Annotated in this window: 16 protein-coding genes, 1 tRNA gene and 1 pseudogene; 3 read left to right on the top strand and 15 right to left on the bottom strand. The window is 62.2% G+C overall.

From position 1 onward, the window contains the following. Window positions 1-43 precede the first annotated feature (43 nt). The 7 genes and pseudogenes from phoB to CK222_RS07080 form a co-directional block, all read right to left on the bottom strand. On the bottom strand, window positions 44-733 hold the full coding sequence (gene phoB, locus CK222_RS07110; protein WP_010911896.1) for a phosphate regulon transcriptional regulator PhoB: 690 nt from the start codon (window positions 731-733) through the stop codon (window positions 44-46). 19 nt (window positions 734-752) lie between these two features. After that, a complete protein-coding gene (gene phoU / locus CK222_RS07105; protein ID WP_095799839.1) occupies window positions 753-1,457 on the bottom strand; it encodes a phosphate signaling complex protein PhoU in 705 nt (234 codons plus the stop codon). A 20-nt stretch (window positions 1,458-1,477) separates the two neighbouring features. Then, entirely contained in the window at window positions 1,478-2,281 is an 804-nt protein-coding gene (gene pstB, locus CK222_RS07100) for a phosphate ABC transporter ATP-binding protein PstB (protein WP_067002093.1), read from the bottom strand. Then, a complete protein-coding gene (pstA, locus tag CK222_RS07095) occupies window positions 2,278-3,129 on the bottom strand; it encodes a phosphate ABC transporter permease PstA (protein ID WP_095799838.1) in 852 nt (283 codons plus the stop codon). Before pstA ends, pstB begins: the two co-directional genes overlap by 4 nt. 3 nt (window positions 3,130-3,132) lie before the next feature. Then, window positions 3,133-4,119 (bottom strand): phosphate ABC transporter permease subunit PstC, encoded by a 987-nt coding sequence (pstC, locus tag CK222_RS07090; RefSeq protein ID WP_095799837.1) that lies wholly within the window; start codon window positions 4,117-4,119, stop codon window positions 3,133-3,135. A 62-nt stretch (window positions 4,120-4,181) separates the two neighbouring features. Further along, complete coding sequence (gene pstS, locus CK222_RS07085; RefSeq protein ID WP_095799836.1) at window positions 4,182-5,240, bottom strand: phosphate ABC transporter substrate-binding protein PstS; 1,059 nt, start codon at window positions 5,238-5,240, stop codon at window positions 4,182-4,184. Window positions 5,241-5,759: 519 nt separating this feature from the next. Beyond that, a pseudogene (locus CK222_RS07080) lies at window positions 5,760-8,998 on the bottom strand (response regulator). A 778-nt stretch (window positions 8,999-9,776) separates the two neighbouring features. Between CK222_RS07080 and CK222_RS07070 the strand changes: the two are divergent. Further along, window positions 9,777-9,998, top strand: a complete 222-nt coding sequence (locus CK222_RS07070; RefSeq protein WP_067319298.1) for a hypothetical protein — start codon at window positions 9,777-9,779, stop codon at window positions 9,996-9,998. A gap of 86 nt (window positions 9,999-10,084) precedes the next feature. Here the strand turns inward: CK222_RS07070 and CK222_RS07065 are convergent, their stop codons facing one another. The 6 genes from CK222_RS07065 to CK222_RS07035 form a co-directional block, all read right to left on the bottom strand. After that, complete coding sequence (locus tag CK222_RS07065) at window positions 10,085-10,474, bottom strand: hypothetical protein (protein ID WP_067002225.1); 390 nt, start codon at window positions 10,472-10,474, stop codon at window positions 10,085-10,087. Between the two features lie 254 nt (window positions 10,475-10,728). Continuing rightward, the gene (locus CK222_RS07060; protein ID WP_095799835.1) at window positions 10,729-11,631 is read right to left on the bottom strand and encodes a glutathione S-transferase family protein; all 903 of its coding nucleotides are present in this window, start codon (window positions 11,629-11,631) and stop codon (window positions 10,729-10,731) included. A gap of 21 nt (window positions 11,632-11,652) precedes the next feature. Then, complete coding sequence (locus CK222_RS07055; protein WP_095799834.1) at window positions 11,653-12,234, bottom strand: VOC family protein; 582 nt, start codon at window positions 12,232-12,234, stop codon at window positions 11,653-11,655. A gap of 773 nt (window positions 12,235-13,007) precedes the next feature. Next, a complete protein-coding gene (locus tag CK222_RS07045) occupies window positions 13,008-13,190 on the bottom strand; it encodes a hypothetical protein (RefSeq protein WP_067002221.1) in 183 nt (60 codons plus the stop codon). A 213-nt stretch (window positions 13,191-13,403) separates the two neighbouring features. Further along, window positions 13,404-14,006, bottom strand: a complete 603-nt coding sequence (locus tag CK222_RS07040; RefSeq protein ID WP_095799832.1) for a hypothetical protein — start codon at window positions 14,004-14,006, stop codon at window positions 13,404-13,406. Window positions 14,007-14,026: 20 nt separating this feature from the next. Further along, window positions 14,027-14,785 (bottom strand): DUF4142 domain-containing protein, encoded by a 759-nt coding sequence (locus CK222_RS07035; RefSeq protein ID WP_095799831.1) that lies wholly within the window; start codon window positions 14,783-14,785, stop codon window positions 14,027-14,029. Window positions 14,786-15,200: 415 nt separating this feature from the next. On the opposite strand from CK222_RS07035, the gene CK222_RS07030 reads away from it, so the two are divergent. Then, a complete protein-coding gene (locus CK222_RS07030) occupies window positions 15,201-15,653 on the top strand; it encodes a YidB family protein (RefSeq protein WP_095799830.1) in 453 nt (150 codons plus the stop codon). Window positions 15,654-16,264: 611 nt separating this feature from the next. After that, window positions 16,265-16,552, top strand: a complete 288-nt coding sequence (locus tag CK222_RS07025; RefSeq protein ID WP_245307357.1) for a hypothetical protein — start codon at window positions 16,265-16,267, stop codon at window positions 16,550-16,552. A gap of 405 nt (window positions 16,553-16,957) precedes the next feature. Here the strand turns inward: CK222_RS07025 and CK222_RS07020 are convergent, their stop codons facing one another. Both CK222_RS07020 and CK222_RS07015 read right to left on the bottom strand, forming a co-directional pair. Continuing rightward, window positions 16,958-17,383, bottom strand: a complete 426-nt coding sequence (locus tag CK222_RS07020; RefSeq protein ID WP_245432968.1) for a pyridoxamine 5'-phosphate oxidase family protein — start codon at window positions 17,381-17,383, stop codon at window positions 16,958-16,960. Window positions 17,384-17,515: 132 nt separating this feature from the next. Then, window positions 17,516-17,590 (bottom strand) — tRNA-Glu (locus tag CK222_RS07015). Between the last annotated feature and the right edge of the window lie 83 nt (window positions 17,591-17,673).

Raw genomic sequence — 17,673 nt, 5'->3', positions numbered from 1 at the left:
CGCCAGCGCAGATAGAACCCGTCAGACCTTCGGTGCCCTGGATCTAATCTTCCCTGATCGCGTAGCCCGCCCCACGGATGGTACGTATGACGTCCGGCATCCGGCCGTTGTTGACCGCCTTGCGCAGGCGTCCGACATGCACGTCCACGGTGCGCTCGTCGATATAGATCGTCTCACCCCATACATTGTCGAGCAGCTGGCTGCGTGAGAACACCCGGCCGGGATGCCGCATCATGAATTCCAGCAGCCTGAACTCGGTCGGGCCGAGCCGGATCTCGCTCTTCTTGCGGTAGACGCGATGCGATTCGCGATCGAGCACGATGTCGCCGACCTTGAGCACGCTGGACAGCACCTCCGGCTTGGCGCGGCGCAGCAGCGCCTTGACCCTGGCCATGAATTCCGGCGTCGAGAACGGCTTGACCAGATAGTCGTCGGCGCCGGTCGAGAGGCCGCGCACCCTGTCGCTTTCCTCGCCGCGCGCGGTCAGCATGATGATCGGCAGGCGTTCGGTCTCGGGCCGCATCCTGAGGCGCCGGCAAAGCTCGATGCCGGACACCGCCGGCACCATCCAGTCGAGCACCAGAAGGTCGGGCACATTCTCCTGCAGGCGGATCTCGGCCTCGTCGCCGCGCGTCACCACCTCGACCTGATAGCCCTCGGATTCGAGGTTGTAGCGGAGCAGCACCCCCAGCGGTTCCTCGTCCTCCACCACCATGATGCGTGGCGCGATCATATAGCAGGCACCTTCGCGGTCAGGCCGCCGGCGCCGACATCGTCGTCTCGTCCTGCTTAGGACGATTCGCGGGCAATTGCGTGCCGGTCAGCACATAGTAGGCGTTCTCGGCGATGTTGGTGACGTGGTCGCCGATGCGCTCCAGATTCTTGGCGCAGAACAACAGATGCGTGCAAGCCGTGATGTTGCGCGGATCCTCCATCATGTAGGTCAGGAGCTCGCGGAAGACGGCGGTGTATTTGACGTCGATGCGCTCGTCGTCGTTGCGGAGCTTGGCGAGCGCCGTGGCGTCGCCGGCCGCGTATTCCTCGATCACGCCCTGCACCTGGATCAGCACCAGCTGCGCCATCGAATCGATGGAGTGCGAAAGGTCGCGCGGCGCGGCGCTGACGCCGACCGAGCCGACGCGCTTAGCGATGTTCTTGGCAAGGTCGCCAATGCGCTCGAGATCGCCGGCCATGCGGATGGCGCCAACGACGCTGCGCAGGTCGTCGGCCATCGGCTGGCGTTTGGCAATCAGCGTGATGGCGCGATCGTCGAGCTCGCGTTGGCGCGCGTCCATGATGGCATCGTCGGAGACCACGCGCTGCGCCAGCGCGTTGTCGGAATTCAGCAGAGCCTTGGTCGACGCGCCGACCATCGAGCCGGCAAGATCGCCCATGTCGCGGATGAGCTGGCTGATCTGCCTCAGATCCTCGTCGAAGGAAGCGACCGTATGGGCCATGGTTATGTCCTCGTATGAACTCAGCCGAAGCGGCCGGTGATGTAGTCCTGCGTGCGCTTCTCGCGGGGCGAGGTGAAAATCTTTTCGGTCCGGTCGAATTCGATCAGCTCGCCGAGATACATGAACGCCGTCTGCCGCGAGACGCGCGCCGCCTGCTGCATGTTGTGGGTGACGATCACGATCGTGTAGTCGGCCTGCAGCTCGTCGATCAGCTCCTCGATCTTGGCGGTCGAGAGCGGATCGAGCGCCGATGCCGGCTCGTCGAGCAGGATGACCTCCGGCTTCACCGCCACCGTGCGGGCGATGCAGAGCCGCTGCTGCTGGCCGCCCGAAAGGCTCTGGCCACTGGCGTTGAGCTTGTCCTTGACCTCGTTCCACAGCGCGGCGCGCTTCAGCGCCTGTTCGACGCGATTGTCCATCTCGGCCTTGCTGATCTTCTCATACAGCCTGACGCCGAAGGCGATGTTCTCGTAGATCGACATCGGGAACGGCGTCGGCTTCTGGAACACCATGCCGATCTTGGTCCTGAGCAGGTTGAGGTCCTGCGAACGGTCGAGGATGTTCTTGCCGTCGAGCAGCACCTGGCCTTCGGCGCTCTGCTTCGGGTAGAGCTCGTAGATGCGGTTGAGCACGCGCAGCAGCGTCGACTTTCCGCAGCCCGAAGGTCCGATGAAGGCGGTGACGCTGCGCTCGGGCAGCGACAGGTTGATGTCCTTCAGCGCCTTCGACTGGCCATAGTAGAAGTTGAGGTTCTTGACTTCGATCTTGGCCTTCTCGGCGGTCGTCTCGGCTACGTTCAGGTCGGTGGACAACATCGGTTTCATCTGTCCTCTCTGCGTCCGGTAAGGCTGCGGGCGAAGATGCTCAGCCCGAGAACCGTCAGGGTGATTATCAGTGCGCCCGTCCAGGCCAGTTGCTGCCATTCCTCATAAGGGCTCAGCGCAAACTGGAAGATGGTCACCGGCAGGCTGGCCATCGGCGCGTTGAGATTGCTCGACCAGAACTGGTTGTTGAGCGCGGTGAAGAGCAGCGGCGCCGTCTCGCCCGAAATCCGGGCGATCGCCAGCAATATACCGGTGACGATGCCGGACAGTGCGGCGCGATAGGCGACCGAGCGGATCACCACCCAGCGCGGCGCGCCGATGGCGGTGCCGGCCTCGCGCAGCGCGTTGGGCACAAGGTTCAGCATGTCCTCGGTGGTGCGCACGACGACGGGGATCACCAGGATCGACAGCGCCACCGCGCCGGCGATCGCCGAGAAATGACCCAACGGCCGCACCATCAGCTCGTAGACGAACAGGCCGACAATGATCGATGGCGCCGACAACAGGATGTCGTTGATGAAGCGCACCACCGTCGTGAGGCGCGAGAAGCGCCCGTACTCGGCCATATAGGTGCCGGCGAGCACGCCGATCGGCGTGCCGACGACGATGCCGATCACGGTCATCACGATGCTGCCGTAGATGGCGTTGAGCAGGCCGCCGGCGTCGCCGGGCGGCGGTGTCATTTCCGTGAACACCGAAAGCGAGACACGCGAGAGCCCCTTATAGAGAAGGGCGCCGAGGATCAGCGCCAGCCAGACGAGGCCGATGCCCGCCGCTATGGTGCACAGTGCCATCATCACGGCGTTCTTGCGCTTCCGGCTTCGGTGGAGCGATGCGGCTGTCGACATCGGTCAGGCTCCCGTGCGGCTATCGATGCGCAACAGCATGTAGCGTGCGAGCGCGAGGATGATGAAGGTGATGATGAACAGGATCAGTCCGAGCGCCACCAGTGAGGACGTGTAAAGCTCGCCGTCGGCTTCGGTGAATTCGTTGGCGATGGTCGCCGAGATCGTCGTACCGGGCGCAAACAGCGAGGCGCTGATGCGGTGCGCATTGCCGATGACGAAGGTGACGGCCATCGTCTCGCCGAGCGCGCGGCCAAGACCGAGCATGACGCCGCCCATGATGCCGACCCGCGTATAGGGGATGACCACGCGCCGGGTCACTTCCCAGGTCGTGCAGCCGATGCCGTAGGCCGATTCCTTCAGCACCGCTGGCACCGTGTCGAACACGTCCTTGGTGATCGAGGTGATGAAGGGCAGCACCATGATGGCGAGGATCAGCGACGACGTCAGGAGGCCGATGCCGTAGGGCGGACCGGCAAACAGGCTGGCGAGACCCGGTATGCCGTGGAAAAGATTGATGATGAATGGCTGTACCGTCGTCTGCAGGAATGGCGCGAAGACGAACAGGCCCCAGATGCCGTAAATGATCGAGGGAATGCCGGCGAGCAGCTCGACCGCGATGCCGATCGGGCGCCTGAGCGGGCGCGGGCAGAGCTCGGTCAGGAAGGCGGCGATGCCGATGCCGATCGGCACGGCAATGAGGATGGCGATGGCCGAGGTGACGACGGTGCCGTAGATGGGCGCGAGCGCGCCGAAATTCTCGGTGACCGGATTCCAGGATTCAGTCGTCAGGAAGGAGAAGCCGAACTTCGACAGCGCCTCCCACGAGCCGGCGATCAGCGAGACCGCGACGCCGCCGAGAAGAAGCAGCACGAGTATGGCGGAGAGGCGCGTGACCGTTCGGAAGATCGTGTCGGTCAGGGCGAAGCGGCGCACCGTCGCTTCCCTGGTCCGTATGGCGGACGATGTCACGGCTTCGGAAACGGCTGTCATTTGCCCTCGCATTTCGAAAGAGACAGGAGGGCGCCCGAGGCGCCCTCCTTATTCCGGAGGAATTACATGCCGGAGTAGAGCGGCTTGCCGTTGCTGTCGACGATGTCCTTGCTCCACATTTCCTCGACGCTCTTCACGACCGCGTCGGGCATCGGAACATAGTCCAGCTCGGCGGCCATGTCGTCGCCCTTGGCGTAGGACCAGGCGAAGAACTTGAGCGCTTCGGTGGTGGCCGACGCATCGTCGGGCTTCTGGTAGACGAGGATCCAGGTCGCGGAGGTCATCGGCCAGCTTTCAGCACCAGCCTGGTTGGCCAGGATGACGCCGTAGCCAGGCTTGGAGCTCCAGTCGGCATTGGCTGCAGCGGCCGAGAACGCGGCAGCGGTCGGCTCTACCTTCTTGCCATCCTTATTGATCAGGTCGGTATAGGTGAGCTTGTTCTGCTTAGCATAGGCATACTCGACATAACCGATCGCGCCACCGGTCTGCGCGACGTTGTTGGCGACGCCCTCGTTGCCCTTGGCGCCGATGCCCACCGGCCACTCGAGCGCGGTATTGACGCCGACCTTCGACTTCCAGTCGGCGCTGACTTCGGCCAGATAGTAGCTGAAGTTGAACGTGGTGCCCGAGCCGTCGGAACGGTGCACGACCGCGATCGCCTGGTCGGGCAGCTTGACGTCGGGGTTGAGCTTCTTGATCGCCTCGTCATTCCAGTTGGTGATCTTGCCGACGAAGATGTCGGCCAGCGTCGGGCCGTCGAGCACCAGTTCGCCCGGCTTGACACCTTCGAGGTTGACGACCGGAACGATGCCGCCCATCACCATCGGGAACTGCGCGAGCCCGGTCGACTTGAGATCCTCGCCCTTGAGCGGCGCGTCCGAGGCGCCGAAGGTCACGGTCTTGGCCTTGATCTGCTTGATGCCGCCACCGGAGCCGATCGACTGATAGTTGAGACCGATGCCGGTCTCCTTTTTGTAGACGTCGGCCCACTTGGCGTAGATCGGATAGGGGAAGGTAGCGCCGGCACCGGAGATGTCGGCCGCCATAGCGGCGGAGAGGGAAAGCGTGGATGCCGCAGCCATTGCAATCGCAACGGCCGCCGAGCGGATGAAATGTCTCATGTGGCCTGCTCCTGTTCGGAATATGGTCTTTCGGCAACCCTTTTCTGTCGGCGCCTGACGAGCGCAATAGACGTCGATTATTACAGTCGCATGACAGTTTCGTGTCAGCCCGGTAACGCCTGAACGGGGATGCCTTGGGGGGGCCTGCGGCCGCCATTTGCGGACCCAGCCGAAGTTTGCCGCGGGAATCAGTAGCTTGTCCGACTTTTGAATCAAAAATTATCCCGGCGGCCGGATCTCCGGCCGCCGGGAAATAAAATCCGGACGAGAGCGCGTTGCCTGTGCGCCAGAGCGGATCATGGCCTGGCCATCGCCGAAAACAGGTCCGTTGGGGTAGAGTCGACGCTGTTCCTTGCCGGCGGTCGCTGCTCCCGCCCGTAACCGAAGGGCGGAATCGACAGCAGCCATTGTCCTGACCTGGCCTTCGTTTTGTATGGTGCGATCACACCATATGTCTGCGTTGGACGCCCGCCGACGGACCTCGTCGATGACGCCGTGAACGGCCGCGCAGAAAGGCTGTTATCCGGCGCTGCGGCGGACTTCCGCGTCCGACCCGAGCCATCTTTCAAGCTTCTCGAGCAGCGCCTTCGGGCTGATCGGCTTCGGCAGGTAATCGTCCATGCCGGCTTCCAGGCAGCGCTCGCGGTCGCCCTTCAGTGCATGCGCGGTGACGCCGACGATCGGCACATGCGTGCCCATCTCGGCTTCGAGCCGGCGGATGGCCGCGGTCGCCTCCAGGCCGCTCATCTCGGGCATCGACACATCCATCAGGATCATGCGCGGGTTAAGCCTGCCGAAGGCGTCCAGCGCCTTGCGGCCGTTGCCGACGATTTCGAACTGGTATCCGGTCTCGCCCAGGATTTGCGTGAACACCATCTGGTTCACCTCGTTGTCCTCGGCGACGAGAATGTCGAGCCCGGCCTCCGCGCCGGCCAGGCGTGCACGGGCACGCGCCGGCGGCGGCTGCAGCAGGACGCGATCCGCCGCGGTCGCCTGCGCCGTGGACGCCTGCGGCGCGCCGGCCCCGGTCTCGACGTCGCCGGTCAAGGCCGGATGGATGGCCGCCGTGCTGTGGCGATGACGCTGGATGGTGGCGACCAGCGTCTCCAGCAAGATCGAGGAACGCGCCGGCTTGATCAGCTGCGCATCGATGCCGAGATCGCGGTAGGCGGCGCTGGCGAGCGACTGGTCGACCGAGGTCAGCATGATGATCGGCGTGTGCGCGAGGCCGGCGGTGTTGCGCACGATGCGCGCCATTTCGGCGCCGGTCATGCCCGGCATCTGGTAGTCGAGCACGACGCAGTCGACAGGCACGCCGTAGGCGGCAGCCGCATCAGCACCTTCAGTCCCTCGGCGCCGCTTTCGGCCGCGCAGGAATCGAAGGTCCACGAAGCCATCTGCTCGCTGAGGATCGCGCGGTTGACGGCATTGTCGTCGACGATCAGCACGCGCGCGCCGGTCACGTCGACCGGCATGATCCGCTGCCCGCCTCGCTCGGCCCGCGGCAGCGTGACGGTGAACCAGAAGGTCGAGCCCTTGCCCTCGGCGCTGTCGACGCCGATCTCGCCGCCCATCAGCTCGACCAGCCGCGAGGTGATGGCAAGGCCGAGCCCGGTGCCCTCGTGCCGTCTAGTCGAGGAGGTGTCGACCTGGCTGAATTTCTCGAACACCAGCTTCAGCTTGTCTTCGGGAATGCCGATGCCGGTATCGGTGACCGAGATGGCGAGCTTCGTCCCCGACGGAACGCGCTCGCCGGTCACGTCGACCAGCACATGGCCCTTGTCGGTGAACTTCACCGCATTGCCGAGCAGGTTGGTGACGATCTGTCGGATCCGGCCGACGTCGCCGACGAACTGCCCGTCGAGCCCGGGCTGGACGCGAACGATGAGCTCGAGGTCCTTTTCCTTGGCGCGGGTCGACACCAGCGTCGCCACATCCTCGATCGCCTCGGCAAGGTTGAAGGGCGCCGGGTCGAGCACGAGCTGGCCGGCGTCGATCTTGGAGAAGTCGAGGATGTCGTTGATGATGGTGAGCAACGCGTTGCCCGATTTGACGATGATGTCGGTGAACGTCCTCTGCTTTGGGTCGAGGTCCGACTTTGCGAGCAACTCGGCCATGCCGAGCACGCCGTTCATCGGCGTACGGATCTCGTGGCTCATATTGGCGAGGAACTCCGACTTGGCGCGGTCGGCAAGCACGGCACGCCGGCGCGCCTCGCTGAGCTCGGCCTCGCGCTGTTTCAGTTCCGTAATGTCCGTGGTCGACCCGATCAGATAGAGCGAACCGTCGGACGCGATCATCGCGCCCTTGCGCGCGAACTGGTGACGCACGCTGCCGTCCGGCAGCGTCACCTGTTCTTCGATCTCCTGCGTCTCGCCGGTGCGCAGCACCGCCAGGTCGCCGGCGACGAAAGCTTCGCCGTCCGCGCCGAAGATCTCGACGTCGGTCTTGCCGATCGCCTCTTCCTTGCTGAAGCCGGTGAGATCGCACCAGCCCTTGTTGACGTAGAATTGCCTTAGATCCGAACGCTTCGCGTAGATCGACACCGGCACGTTGTCGATCAGGTTGCGGAACACCTCGTTCTCGCTCATGCTTTCCTTGAGCGCCCGCTCGCGCGCCTTGACCTCGGTGATGTCGGTGCTGGAACCGACCAGATGCACCGATCCGTCGGTCGCGATGAGGCGGCTCTTGCGCGTCATCAGCTGCCGCACCGTGCCGTCGCGATGGCTGACAGGCTCCTCGACTTCGCGCCCCTTGCCGGTCGCGATGACCTCGGCATCGTCATGGCTGTAGCTTTCGGCGTCCTCGGCGCCGAAAAGCTGCCGGTCCGTCTTGCCGATGACGTCTTCCTTGGCAATGCCGGTCAGCGCGCACCAGGCCTTGTTGACGAACTCGATTGTAAGATCCTCGGCCTTGATGAACGCCGCCACCGGCAATTCGTCCATGACATGCCGGTAAAGGTCGATCTGCCGCATCGAGTCCCGCAGCGCCTTCTCGCGGGCCTTGATGTCGGAAATGTCGACGCGCACCCCTATGAACGTGCCGTCGTCCGCTCTCATGTCGTAGACCTGGAACCAACGACCGTCGGGATTGAGCCGTTCATAGGACGAATTGGGCAGGTGGTAACGCTTCAGCATGGCGTCGAGCCAGCGTTCTTTGTCGACACCATAGAGATTGTCGATCTCGACGTCGCCGCTCGACCGGAAATAGCCGGCGGAATGACCGAGAGCGAGCGCCTCGCGTAAGGTGCGGCCCGGCTGCCAGGCCGGCTTCAGCGCCGGCAAACTGTCATGCAGCTTGCGGTTGGCGAAGACGAATTCATCGTAGCGGTCATAGATGATGACGCCGGCCGGCAGCGACTCCAGCACCGTGGCGAGATTCTTGCGCGCATCCTCTGCCTCGGTCTCGCGATGCTTCATGTCGGTGATGTCGACATAGGAGATCAGACGCTTGCCGCCGGCAAGCGGTGCCAGCGAGGCGATCAGCACGCGGCCGTCATTGCGCGGCAACTGCCTGGAACCGGCAACGCCTGCCCGGATTTCGGCCTCGCGCTCGGCGATGTGGCGTTGCCAGCCCACCTCGTCGGCACCATAGGGGTCGGCGTCGCGGCTGGCCTCCATCAGCTCGCGGAAGCCGCAGCCGGCAGTGGCGCGAAGCGGATCGATCTTCCAGAAGTCGTAGAAGGCGCGGTTGATGATCTCCGCCCTGAGCTCGGCATCGAGGACAATGACGCCGATCGGCATCGAATCGACCATCAGGCGAAGATTGGCAAGCGCTTCCGAGGTCGCGGCCGCATGCTGATCGGGGGCGCGGGGGACCGCCGCCTCGCCGCGCTCGACCGCGCCTTCGAAAGAACGGGCGGCGCCCATCTCGAAAGTACCGTCCCTATCCGCCATCCCTACCCCCAGGCCGAACCCTCCCGGTTCGTCGGCGGAATGTGCCCGACAAGCATTAACGATCGGCTAACCTTAACGATTCGCAACCGAACACGCCCGATGCCGTTAACGGGTTTTAGGCGGACGCCGGTCCGACCGCGCTGCGGTAATCCGTCCGTTGGCGAACCCACCGCTGCCGGGCTATAAAATCGGTGGGGGTATAGCTGATGCTTGGTCGAATGCTGACTTTTGTTCTCTGTCCGGCGCTGCTCGCGGCAAGCGGCTGCACGCGCAGCGACGACGGAACCGTCATCATTCCAAGCCGGATGGACGTCAGGCGCATTTGGGACAAGGCCCCGCCAGGAACAACAGCCTCGAGGCAGATCGCGACGGACGTGTTTCCTCAGCCGCCGATCGCCCCGGTGAGTTCCCCCAGTCGAAGACGTGTTTCGACGGCCCCTTCCTTTCAGCCGGATTTGGCTGATGCGTCCTCCCAGCCACAGAAGGCGCTCGCCTGCCGGAATGTCAGCGAACCCGGCAAGCGCTATCGCGTCGTCTGCGAGTAGCGTAGCAGCTACGATAAGATCGCGTGTTTCCTCACTGCGCGTGAAACCTTTGTGTGGCGTCTGGCGTTATCGGCGCAGCACGAAGGGGAGCGAAGATGTCTGTTCATTTCACCGTCTCAGGCCTGACCAGAAACCTGATCCATTCGCTTGGACTGGATCACGAGCGGGCCCCGAGGCGTCTGACACCCGAGCAAAATCTATTGTTGGAATGCTATCTGGCCGGCCAAATTCCGGAATCGGCCTGGAGCGACTACGTCTTCGAAATGCCGCAACTGGAAAAACACGCCAATGCCCGCCGCAGGCGCAATCCGGCGTAGCGCTGTCCAGCAACAAAGCGCCACCTAGAAAGCATAGCCGTTTTCTGTTGGAAATCGGCCAAGGCGAAACTGAGCAACTTGCAGTTCTACTGCTGAATTGCTTTGGCGTTGTCCTTCGGCGAATTGAATTGAAGCGTAAAGATCTTCCCGGGAATTCCTTTTGCGAGGTCCGGCGAAAAGCTGAGCGGCAGGCAATTTCGCAGGGCGGCGGTCGCCGCGTCGACATAGGCCTGACGCGCCTTGTCATCCCCGTTGACCTTGATGGCCGTTGGCTTCGGCGGGCCGATCAGCGTGCCGTCGCGCTTGAAGCTGAAGCTCAAGGTGACCGAGGCAGTTCCGGCTTCGGCCGGCGGCGTCCAGCACGCCTGCAGCGCGGCGCCGACCTCGTTCATCGTGTTGAGCGATGCGGCATCTGCCGGAAAAGGCATCGCCAGCAGCGCGCCTGCGATCGCTGAAAGTCTAGCCGTGCTTCTCATGGCTTTGTCCTCGCCGCTTTCGCCCGTTCGCATGGTACGATCAACGACGCGGATGACAATAGAATTTCAACCGCGCCGGCACCCGATAAAATCATGCTGCCGTGACGCTGGCGCGCCGGCGCAAAGCAAAAAGGCCGGCGCTGAGCCGACCTTTCCTTCTCCTCGGCAATCGCGCCAGTACATCCGTGGTCGCAGCGAGGACCGAGACACTAGACAAGGGTTTGGTTAACGAAACCCTAAACCTCGCGCATTTCTTAAGCCGTGGCCTGGGCCTTCACATGGGCGATGTAGCCGCGCACGTCGCCGGCGGGCTCAGCATAGGCCTTGCCGAGCTTCTTCTCGATCGCCGCCATATAGTCCTTCGCCCAGCTGGGCAGCGCATAGTCGATGACCGCCAGAAACTCCAGTGTCGCCGCCAGACGGATGTCGGCGATCGAGGGGTTGTTGCCGCCGATGAAAGGCTTGCCGTCCCTGAAGAAGCTATGAAAGACCTCCAGCGGCTCGGCGATTGCGGCGATGGCAGCCTTTTGCGCCTCCGATTTCTTGTCGGGATGGGCATCGCTGTGGCCGACCTCGCCGGCATATTGCGGAAAGCCAAGTGCCGGATAAGTGGCCCTGGCCACATAGGGATAGAGCGTTCCGACCAGGTAGAACATGGCGCTGTCGACCATCGCCCGCTTGGCCGGCGCCTTCGGATAGAACTTGTCCAGCCCGTGCTTGTTGGCGAGGTACTGCATGATGGCGCAGCTTTCCCAAAGCACGCCTCTGGGAAGTCCTTTGTCCTCGATCATCGGAGTCAGATGCGCCGGGTTCCGCGCCAGGAATTCCGGCGTGCGCGTCAGGCCCCAGGCGTCGGTCTCGGCATGGTCGAGCCCGGCCGCTCGCGTGAACACCCGGACCGTCATGTTGTTGACGCTGGGCCTTAGCATGCTGAGCTTGACCGCGGGCTTCTTCGCCGGCTGCGCCTTAGCTTTAAGCGCTGCCTTTGCCGTCGCCTTAAGCGCGGCTTTTGCCGTCGCTTTAGGCGCGGCTTTTGCGCCCGGCTTGACTGCTTTGGCCGACATCTTGGCGGCAGTCACCTTTGCCGCCGGCTTTGCCATCTTCGCTGCCGGCTTGGCGGCGGCCTTCTTCGTTCCCTTCGTTGCAGCCTTTGCCATCTGGTCCTCCCTCTGACCTGTTCAGTATGGATTTTTCGCCGCCCGGTTCTCGGACAATGTTTCGCGCGATCGATCGACCAGCGCCTGGATGGCGTCGGCAAGGTGCGCCTCGGCGATATTGTAGTCGCCGCGCGCAACGCGGATCTTGTGCGCCGCCATCAGCACGTCGGCATGGCTGAAGCCCGCGGGCGGCTCGAACCGGTAGGAGGCAAGCTCGATCAGCAGCCCAAGCGGATCCTCGAAATAGATCGAATCCATGAAGCCGCGATCCTTGACGCCGCTGTGCTTGATGGCGCGCTCGTCGAGCCGGCCGACTGCCTGCAGGAACGTCACGCGCGACACCGAGAACGCGATGTGGTGGACACGGCCGGTATCGGTCGGCGTGCGCCGCTTGACCGCGCTACGGCTCTCGTCGGTGAAGACCGTGATCAGCCGGCCATCGCCCGGGTCGAAATAGAGGTGGCTTTCGCTCGCTTTGTCGAGATTGGGCTGCTCGAAGATGAATGGCATGCCGAGCACGCCTTCCCAGAAATCGATGGAGGTCTGGCGATCGGCGCCGACCAGCGTGATGTGATGGACGCCTTGCGACTGCAGTTTTTGCATTGGCTCCTCCCGGCCCCGCCGCGCCTGCCGCCGGACGATGTGGCCAGGCAGCCTTTAAATCGGCGCCCGGCAGGCGACCGCCGCACGGCTTCCCCCTTGGTTCCGCAATCCGCATCCTGCTGGATCGCGGCCGAAACTTTGATCGGATGCTAATTCAATCCGACGCGTTGCGCCAGAAGCGGCGACACGGCATCGCACCAGCAGGTCATCGCCGGCCGCAAGGAGGATGCGCAAGGCTCTGCTGCGCCATGCTCGAGGGCCGGCCGGGCCAGCGGAACCGCCTGCCCGACACCGCCGTTTGCAACGATGGCATTGGCTGACGACATCCAAATGGCGGAACGCCATATTCTGTAGGCCGAGCAGCACATCAAGCGCCAGCGCGCGCGCATCGCTGCGCTAAAGCGCCGCCGGTTGCCGCGATGCAAGGCGTCCAGCTTTTTGCAGTTGCTTGAAGACGCCCAATTGATGCACCTGCATCATCTGTCGCTGTTGTTGGAGAGAGCGTCTCGCGAACGGACCCGAGCCGGCATTTTAGACTTGGCCGCTTGGTTCAGTGTCGGCAGCCTGCGGAAGCCTTATTTGTAGACCGTCCTTGAGGGCGCCCGAAATGGCGCCACCGCTACGCTTTCACGTCGCCGATCAGCGAAGCTTCTCAGCGATAGCGGCGACACTCACGCCGTCCTCGCGCCGCATGGCTCCTCATGGTAGCCCGCTCTCGGGTGTTACTACCCGCAGCGCGGACACTCTCTCAATCTACCTTCGAAGAAGAAGCACTACTCCGACTTCGCCGGGGTTTCTTTCTTGATTTCCGTCGATGTTGACGTGTCGGACTTGTCAACACTCGCCGTCTGCTGCGCGTCGACTGAGGCTTGATCCTTCGCGTGTGCCGGGCAATTGGCTGATGCTGCAGAGACGGACAGGCCCAGCGCTAAGATCGTTCCGAGGAAGGCTTTCATCATCATCCTCCTTTTGGCAAGTGACATAGCGTAACCCGCGCGTTGCGCGCCGCAAAATCACTTTTCACTCCCCGCATCACAGCTGGCTCGCGCGTCGAGGCCGCAGAGAACTTTATTGAGCGGATGGACCGAGCTGCGTTGCTCCGGGCATGGAGGCGCTGTCTACGCGCCAGAGCGTGAAGCCCCCAAGCCCTTCGCCTGGGGGCGATATGGTCAAACGCGATTTGCGTAGCGCGCCCGATCGCGTTCGATCTCGTCGGCGGTGTAGTTTTCGGCGCCAGCGTCAAAACTCGTCCAACCGTCCGCTTCGTAGGCACTGCGGCGATCTTCCAAGTTCACCGATCTTGATTGACCGAGGATGCTCTCGGCTTCGCCGGCCAACGCGTCGCTAGCCTTGGCCGTGACCAACGTCCCGCCGCGGCGCACACCTTCGGCGTAGACATGAGCATCCCTTTCCGGGACCCCGGAGTCGGTAAGGGCTCCGACGATGCCACCGGCAGCCCCGCCGACAACTGCGCCTCCCAATGCGCCTGCAGCGGTAGCGGCGAGCCACCCTGCGGCGACAACAGGGCCCACGCCTGGGATAGCCATGATCCCTAGCCCCGTCAGCAACCCGCCGGCGCCGCCAATGAGGGCACCCACACCGGCACCGCCAGCCGCATCTTCGGCGGCATTCGAGCGATCATCTTGGTACCAGCCGGTCGAATTATTGGCGACGATGCTGATGTCGGAATGCGGAACGCCGATTGCTTCGAGTTCACCGACGGCATCGGAAGCGTCGTCATAATTGTCAAATAGTCCGGTCACGGTTCTCATGGTTGAACTCCAATCCGTTCTCAGTTGCTGCCGGCAACGACGTTGCCTTGATAATCGAGCGCCACGGTTGTCTTCTTTCCGTCCTTGGTGGCCTGACCGCGCCAGATGCCTTGATCGTCCTTGGTCAGCGCTGAGACATCCGAGAAGCCGGCATCCTGGATCCGGCTCTTGGCCTGGTCTTCGGTGAAGCTATTGGCGCCTGGCACCGGAGCAGCCGGATTTTTTGTGTCGGTCGTGGTGACGGCGGGAGTTGTCGAACTCGTCGTCGTGCCGGTCTCATCGTCCATGGTGGAAGCGATCTTCTCGATCATTTCCTTATGCATTTTGAGTGTGGGCAAGGTCTCCGAAGCGAACGCCTTGAGCTGGGGATTGTCGCCATCCTTGGCGTAGTTCTCGAACAGCTCCACGGCATCCGCGTGCGCATCACGCTGCATCTGCACATAGGTCTTTTCGACCTGATCCTTGCCGTTCTGAAGGGCGTCGAGGTCGCTCTTGTGCTTGGCATCCGTCTCGGCGGGCACTTTGAGCTTCTGCTCGCCGGCAATCGTTTCGAGTTTTGCATTGGCCGCCCCATGATCGTCGATCATCTTTTGGGCGAAGTCTTTGACCGCCTGATCCTGGGCTTTGGCTTGGGCGATCTTACTCGACTCGACCTCGAACATGCCCCCATTGGCAGCCTTGTCGACGAACCCCTGGGCATCGTCGGCGGCGAAGGCAGGCACTGCGAATGTGATGGCGGCGGCTGTGGTCAGCGCAACCAGTAGATGGCGATTTTTCATGGAGAAGTTCCTAGTTGGGCAGATGTGCTGCAAACCCAACAAGCGTCCGACACCTTTGTTCCGAGCGCGGTTTGATTTAGCGAGGAGTACCGGCATTCTTTTCACTAGGACCCGGCTGCCGGTGTTCGGTCCCGCCACGCTCCTGAACAAAAGCCAATGGGTATCGCGGCCAGCAGGATTCTTTCAGTATGGCTTGTCGCCAGTGGCAAGCAGGTTGAAGGGGGTGCCACCGGAGATTTTTGCGGCTTTCCGAGCGGCCTTCGTCCAGGACTTTATGCGTCTAAATCAAGCGGCTCGTGATCCAGCCTGTTGATTGCAAGATGACCTCGCTTGCTGGCCTCTCGGCAAACTTTTCACGTTAGACGGAACCTTTGTGATCACCGGCTCTTCCCTTGTAATTGCTGGGAGGCAATCAATGGCAAACCTGGGAAGACTGGCTGTCGCCATGTTGGGCATTCTCGCCTACCAAAATCGCGACAAGATCGGAGAGCTGCTCCGTGGCGCGGGAAATCGCGATCCAAACAGTCTGCAGGGAGGGATCTTGGATCAGCTGTCCAAAGGCGTATCGGGGACGGCGCTTGGGGATATTGTCGACCGCTTCAGAAATGGGGGAGCCGGTTCCAAGGTGGATTCTTGGGTTAGTAGCGGACCCAACCAGCCGATCGAGCCGAAAGAGGTCGAGGCGGCAATAGACGACGAAACGCTCGCTTCTCTTTCAATGCAGACCGGCTTGTCCCGCGATGAGCTGATAGCCAGGATAACCAGGGACTTGCCCGAGGCGGTCAACAAGCTGACGCCCAATGGCGAACTGCCACCCGCGGGGCCCGACGATGTCACCCTGCTCGATCCGGTGCCACCACAGCGTTGATGGCGCGGCAAGGTCACACTCCAAGTCCGTCAGCGTTTGCGAAAAGCCTGTCTTGAGAAGCGCGAGGACTTGCAACGGTCATGGCGCAACTCATCCCGCTTTCGCAGGTGAGCGGTTTGCCGCTTCCGTTTGGGAGCGTGCTGACTATGAGCGGTCAATCCCATCAGGGGTGTAGCCGCAGAGGCAACCAAAGGTCCCTCGCTTGCGCTCATTAATCGCGACGGCGTTTATTAGCTACGCCTAAAGTTCTGATGTCAGCCGTCGAAAGGTGGCGCATAGTACAGACTTGCCCCTTGCCCACATGGGGTAAAAGGCCCGGCCTGTCTGCCCTAGGTCCCCCGATATGCCACAGGCCGGGCGCCCCCATCTTTAGGCTGCACTGTTCCGCGCCGCCTTTTTCAGCAAGCGCGATAGATGCACGTCGTGAAGCTCCTGAACGCTTTGAAGAAGTTCGGAATTCAAGCGCCTTGATGGTGGGCAATTCGAGGCGTTGTATTTCGGCTGGGAAACAAAGAAGCGTTAGCCTGCATGGTGGAGGCCACTGAACAGGCGGGGGCTAATCCGTCTTTGCGCCTACGGCAGATAGATGAGCCGCTTCTCCAATCGATACGATGAATCCCATCATTGCCCGATGCTACTTTGAGGAGGCAACCGGTTTTGCAGCCCTGGCAGCTAGTAGGCTTGAGGGGTTGGATATGAGCAGAACGACTCTCGTTGCGATTGCTTTCCTCGTCATCAGCATCGGCCCGACCGAAGCCAATGGCCATAAAGTTTTGCCGGTTTGCACCGCGTCGAGCTCACTGTCCGAGGTCTTGCATGGCAAGTGTTTTCTCGTCAAAGGCTCGATGATCTATGGCGACATCGCCGATCTTTCCCAGATAATCCAATTGGGATGGTAGCCAAGGCCGAATCGGTGGCTAGACGCTATCGCATGACTGAGCCACGCCGTTTCTTACCGGGAAATAGCGCAGCGCCTTCCTCTCATGGGACAGCGCGGAAACAGGGGCTTCAAAGCCCAGGGGCAAAAAGCGGCGCTCCGATAACGTCGAGTATAACGCCAGGCGCGCGCCAGTGGCGGATTCGTGCGCCTATCTTCCATCCCGGCGCGTAACGCATTGCCGCCGCAAACTGGCGCGGTTCATTCTGGTCGCGAGCCCATGGAGTGGATGCGTGGTTGCATTCCAGGCTGGAGGCCTTTGCCGCATCAACCGAGAATCAAGCAGAAATTACGCGGCCGACAGCCTGTCGCGACCGGCCCCTAAAGGTCGACCTTGGCGACATTATCCTTGTATTCCTGCTTCGGGTCATATCCGAGCAGCATCTTGATCGCTCGACGCATCGAGCCAGATTTCGGCTCGGTCCGGATCGAAGCGCAACAGCGTGAGTTTCGGATCGTCTTTGCCGCCCTCGAACCATGCTTCGACATAGGGGTTCCAGAGCCGATCGATCACAGCCCGATCATTGTCGACGCGAAGCTTGCCCTGCACCGTTGCGAAGAGGTCATGTCCCTTGGAGACGAAGGTGGCCGTTGCCTGGTCGCCGCCGGAAAGGCCCATCGGAAGCTCCGTGTCTTTCGCCGTGAAAAACCAGATCGGACCGGTATCGTCCTTCTCCAGTTGTGCCGTCATGGGCCGAGGGATGATGTTGGAGCCGTCGAGGCCGATCATCATCGTCATGTCCGATTTCAGTGCTTTCCAGAATTTCGCTTCGAGCTCAGCGGGTGTCGGCATGTCTCATCCTTTCACTGAAAGAAAGGCAAACGGCCGACGGTGCTGTGTGTTCCTTCGCGCATTGCCTGGCTAAGGCTTCTCGATCGCTATTCGACGCGTCGTCGTTCAAAGCAGCTAAATTATTGGAATCAATGGTACGCCCAAGGGGAATCGAACCCCTGTTCCCGCCGTGAGAGGGCGGTGTCCTGACCGCTAGACGATGGGCGCGCTCAAGAACCGGCTACATAGGATGAAGGCCGGAAAAAAGCAACTGGGGTTTCGGACTGTTCGCGGACTTTGCGGACTGCCCT

This window comes from Mesorhizobium sp. WSM3866 (genome assembly GCF_002294795.1).
Taxonomy (GTDB): domain Bacteria; phylum Pseudomonadota; class Alphaproteobacteria; order Rhizobiales; family Rhizobiaceae; genus Mesorhizobium.
This window is presented reverse-complemented; position numbering and strand designations above follow the sequence as displayed.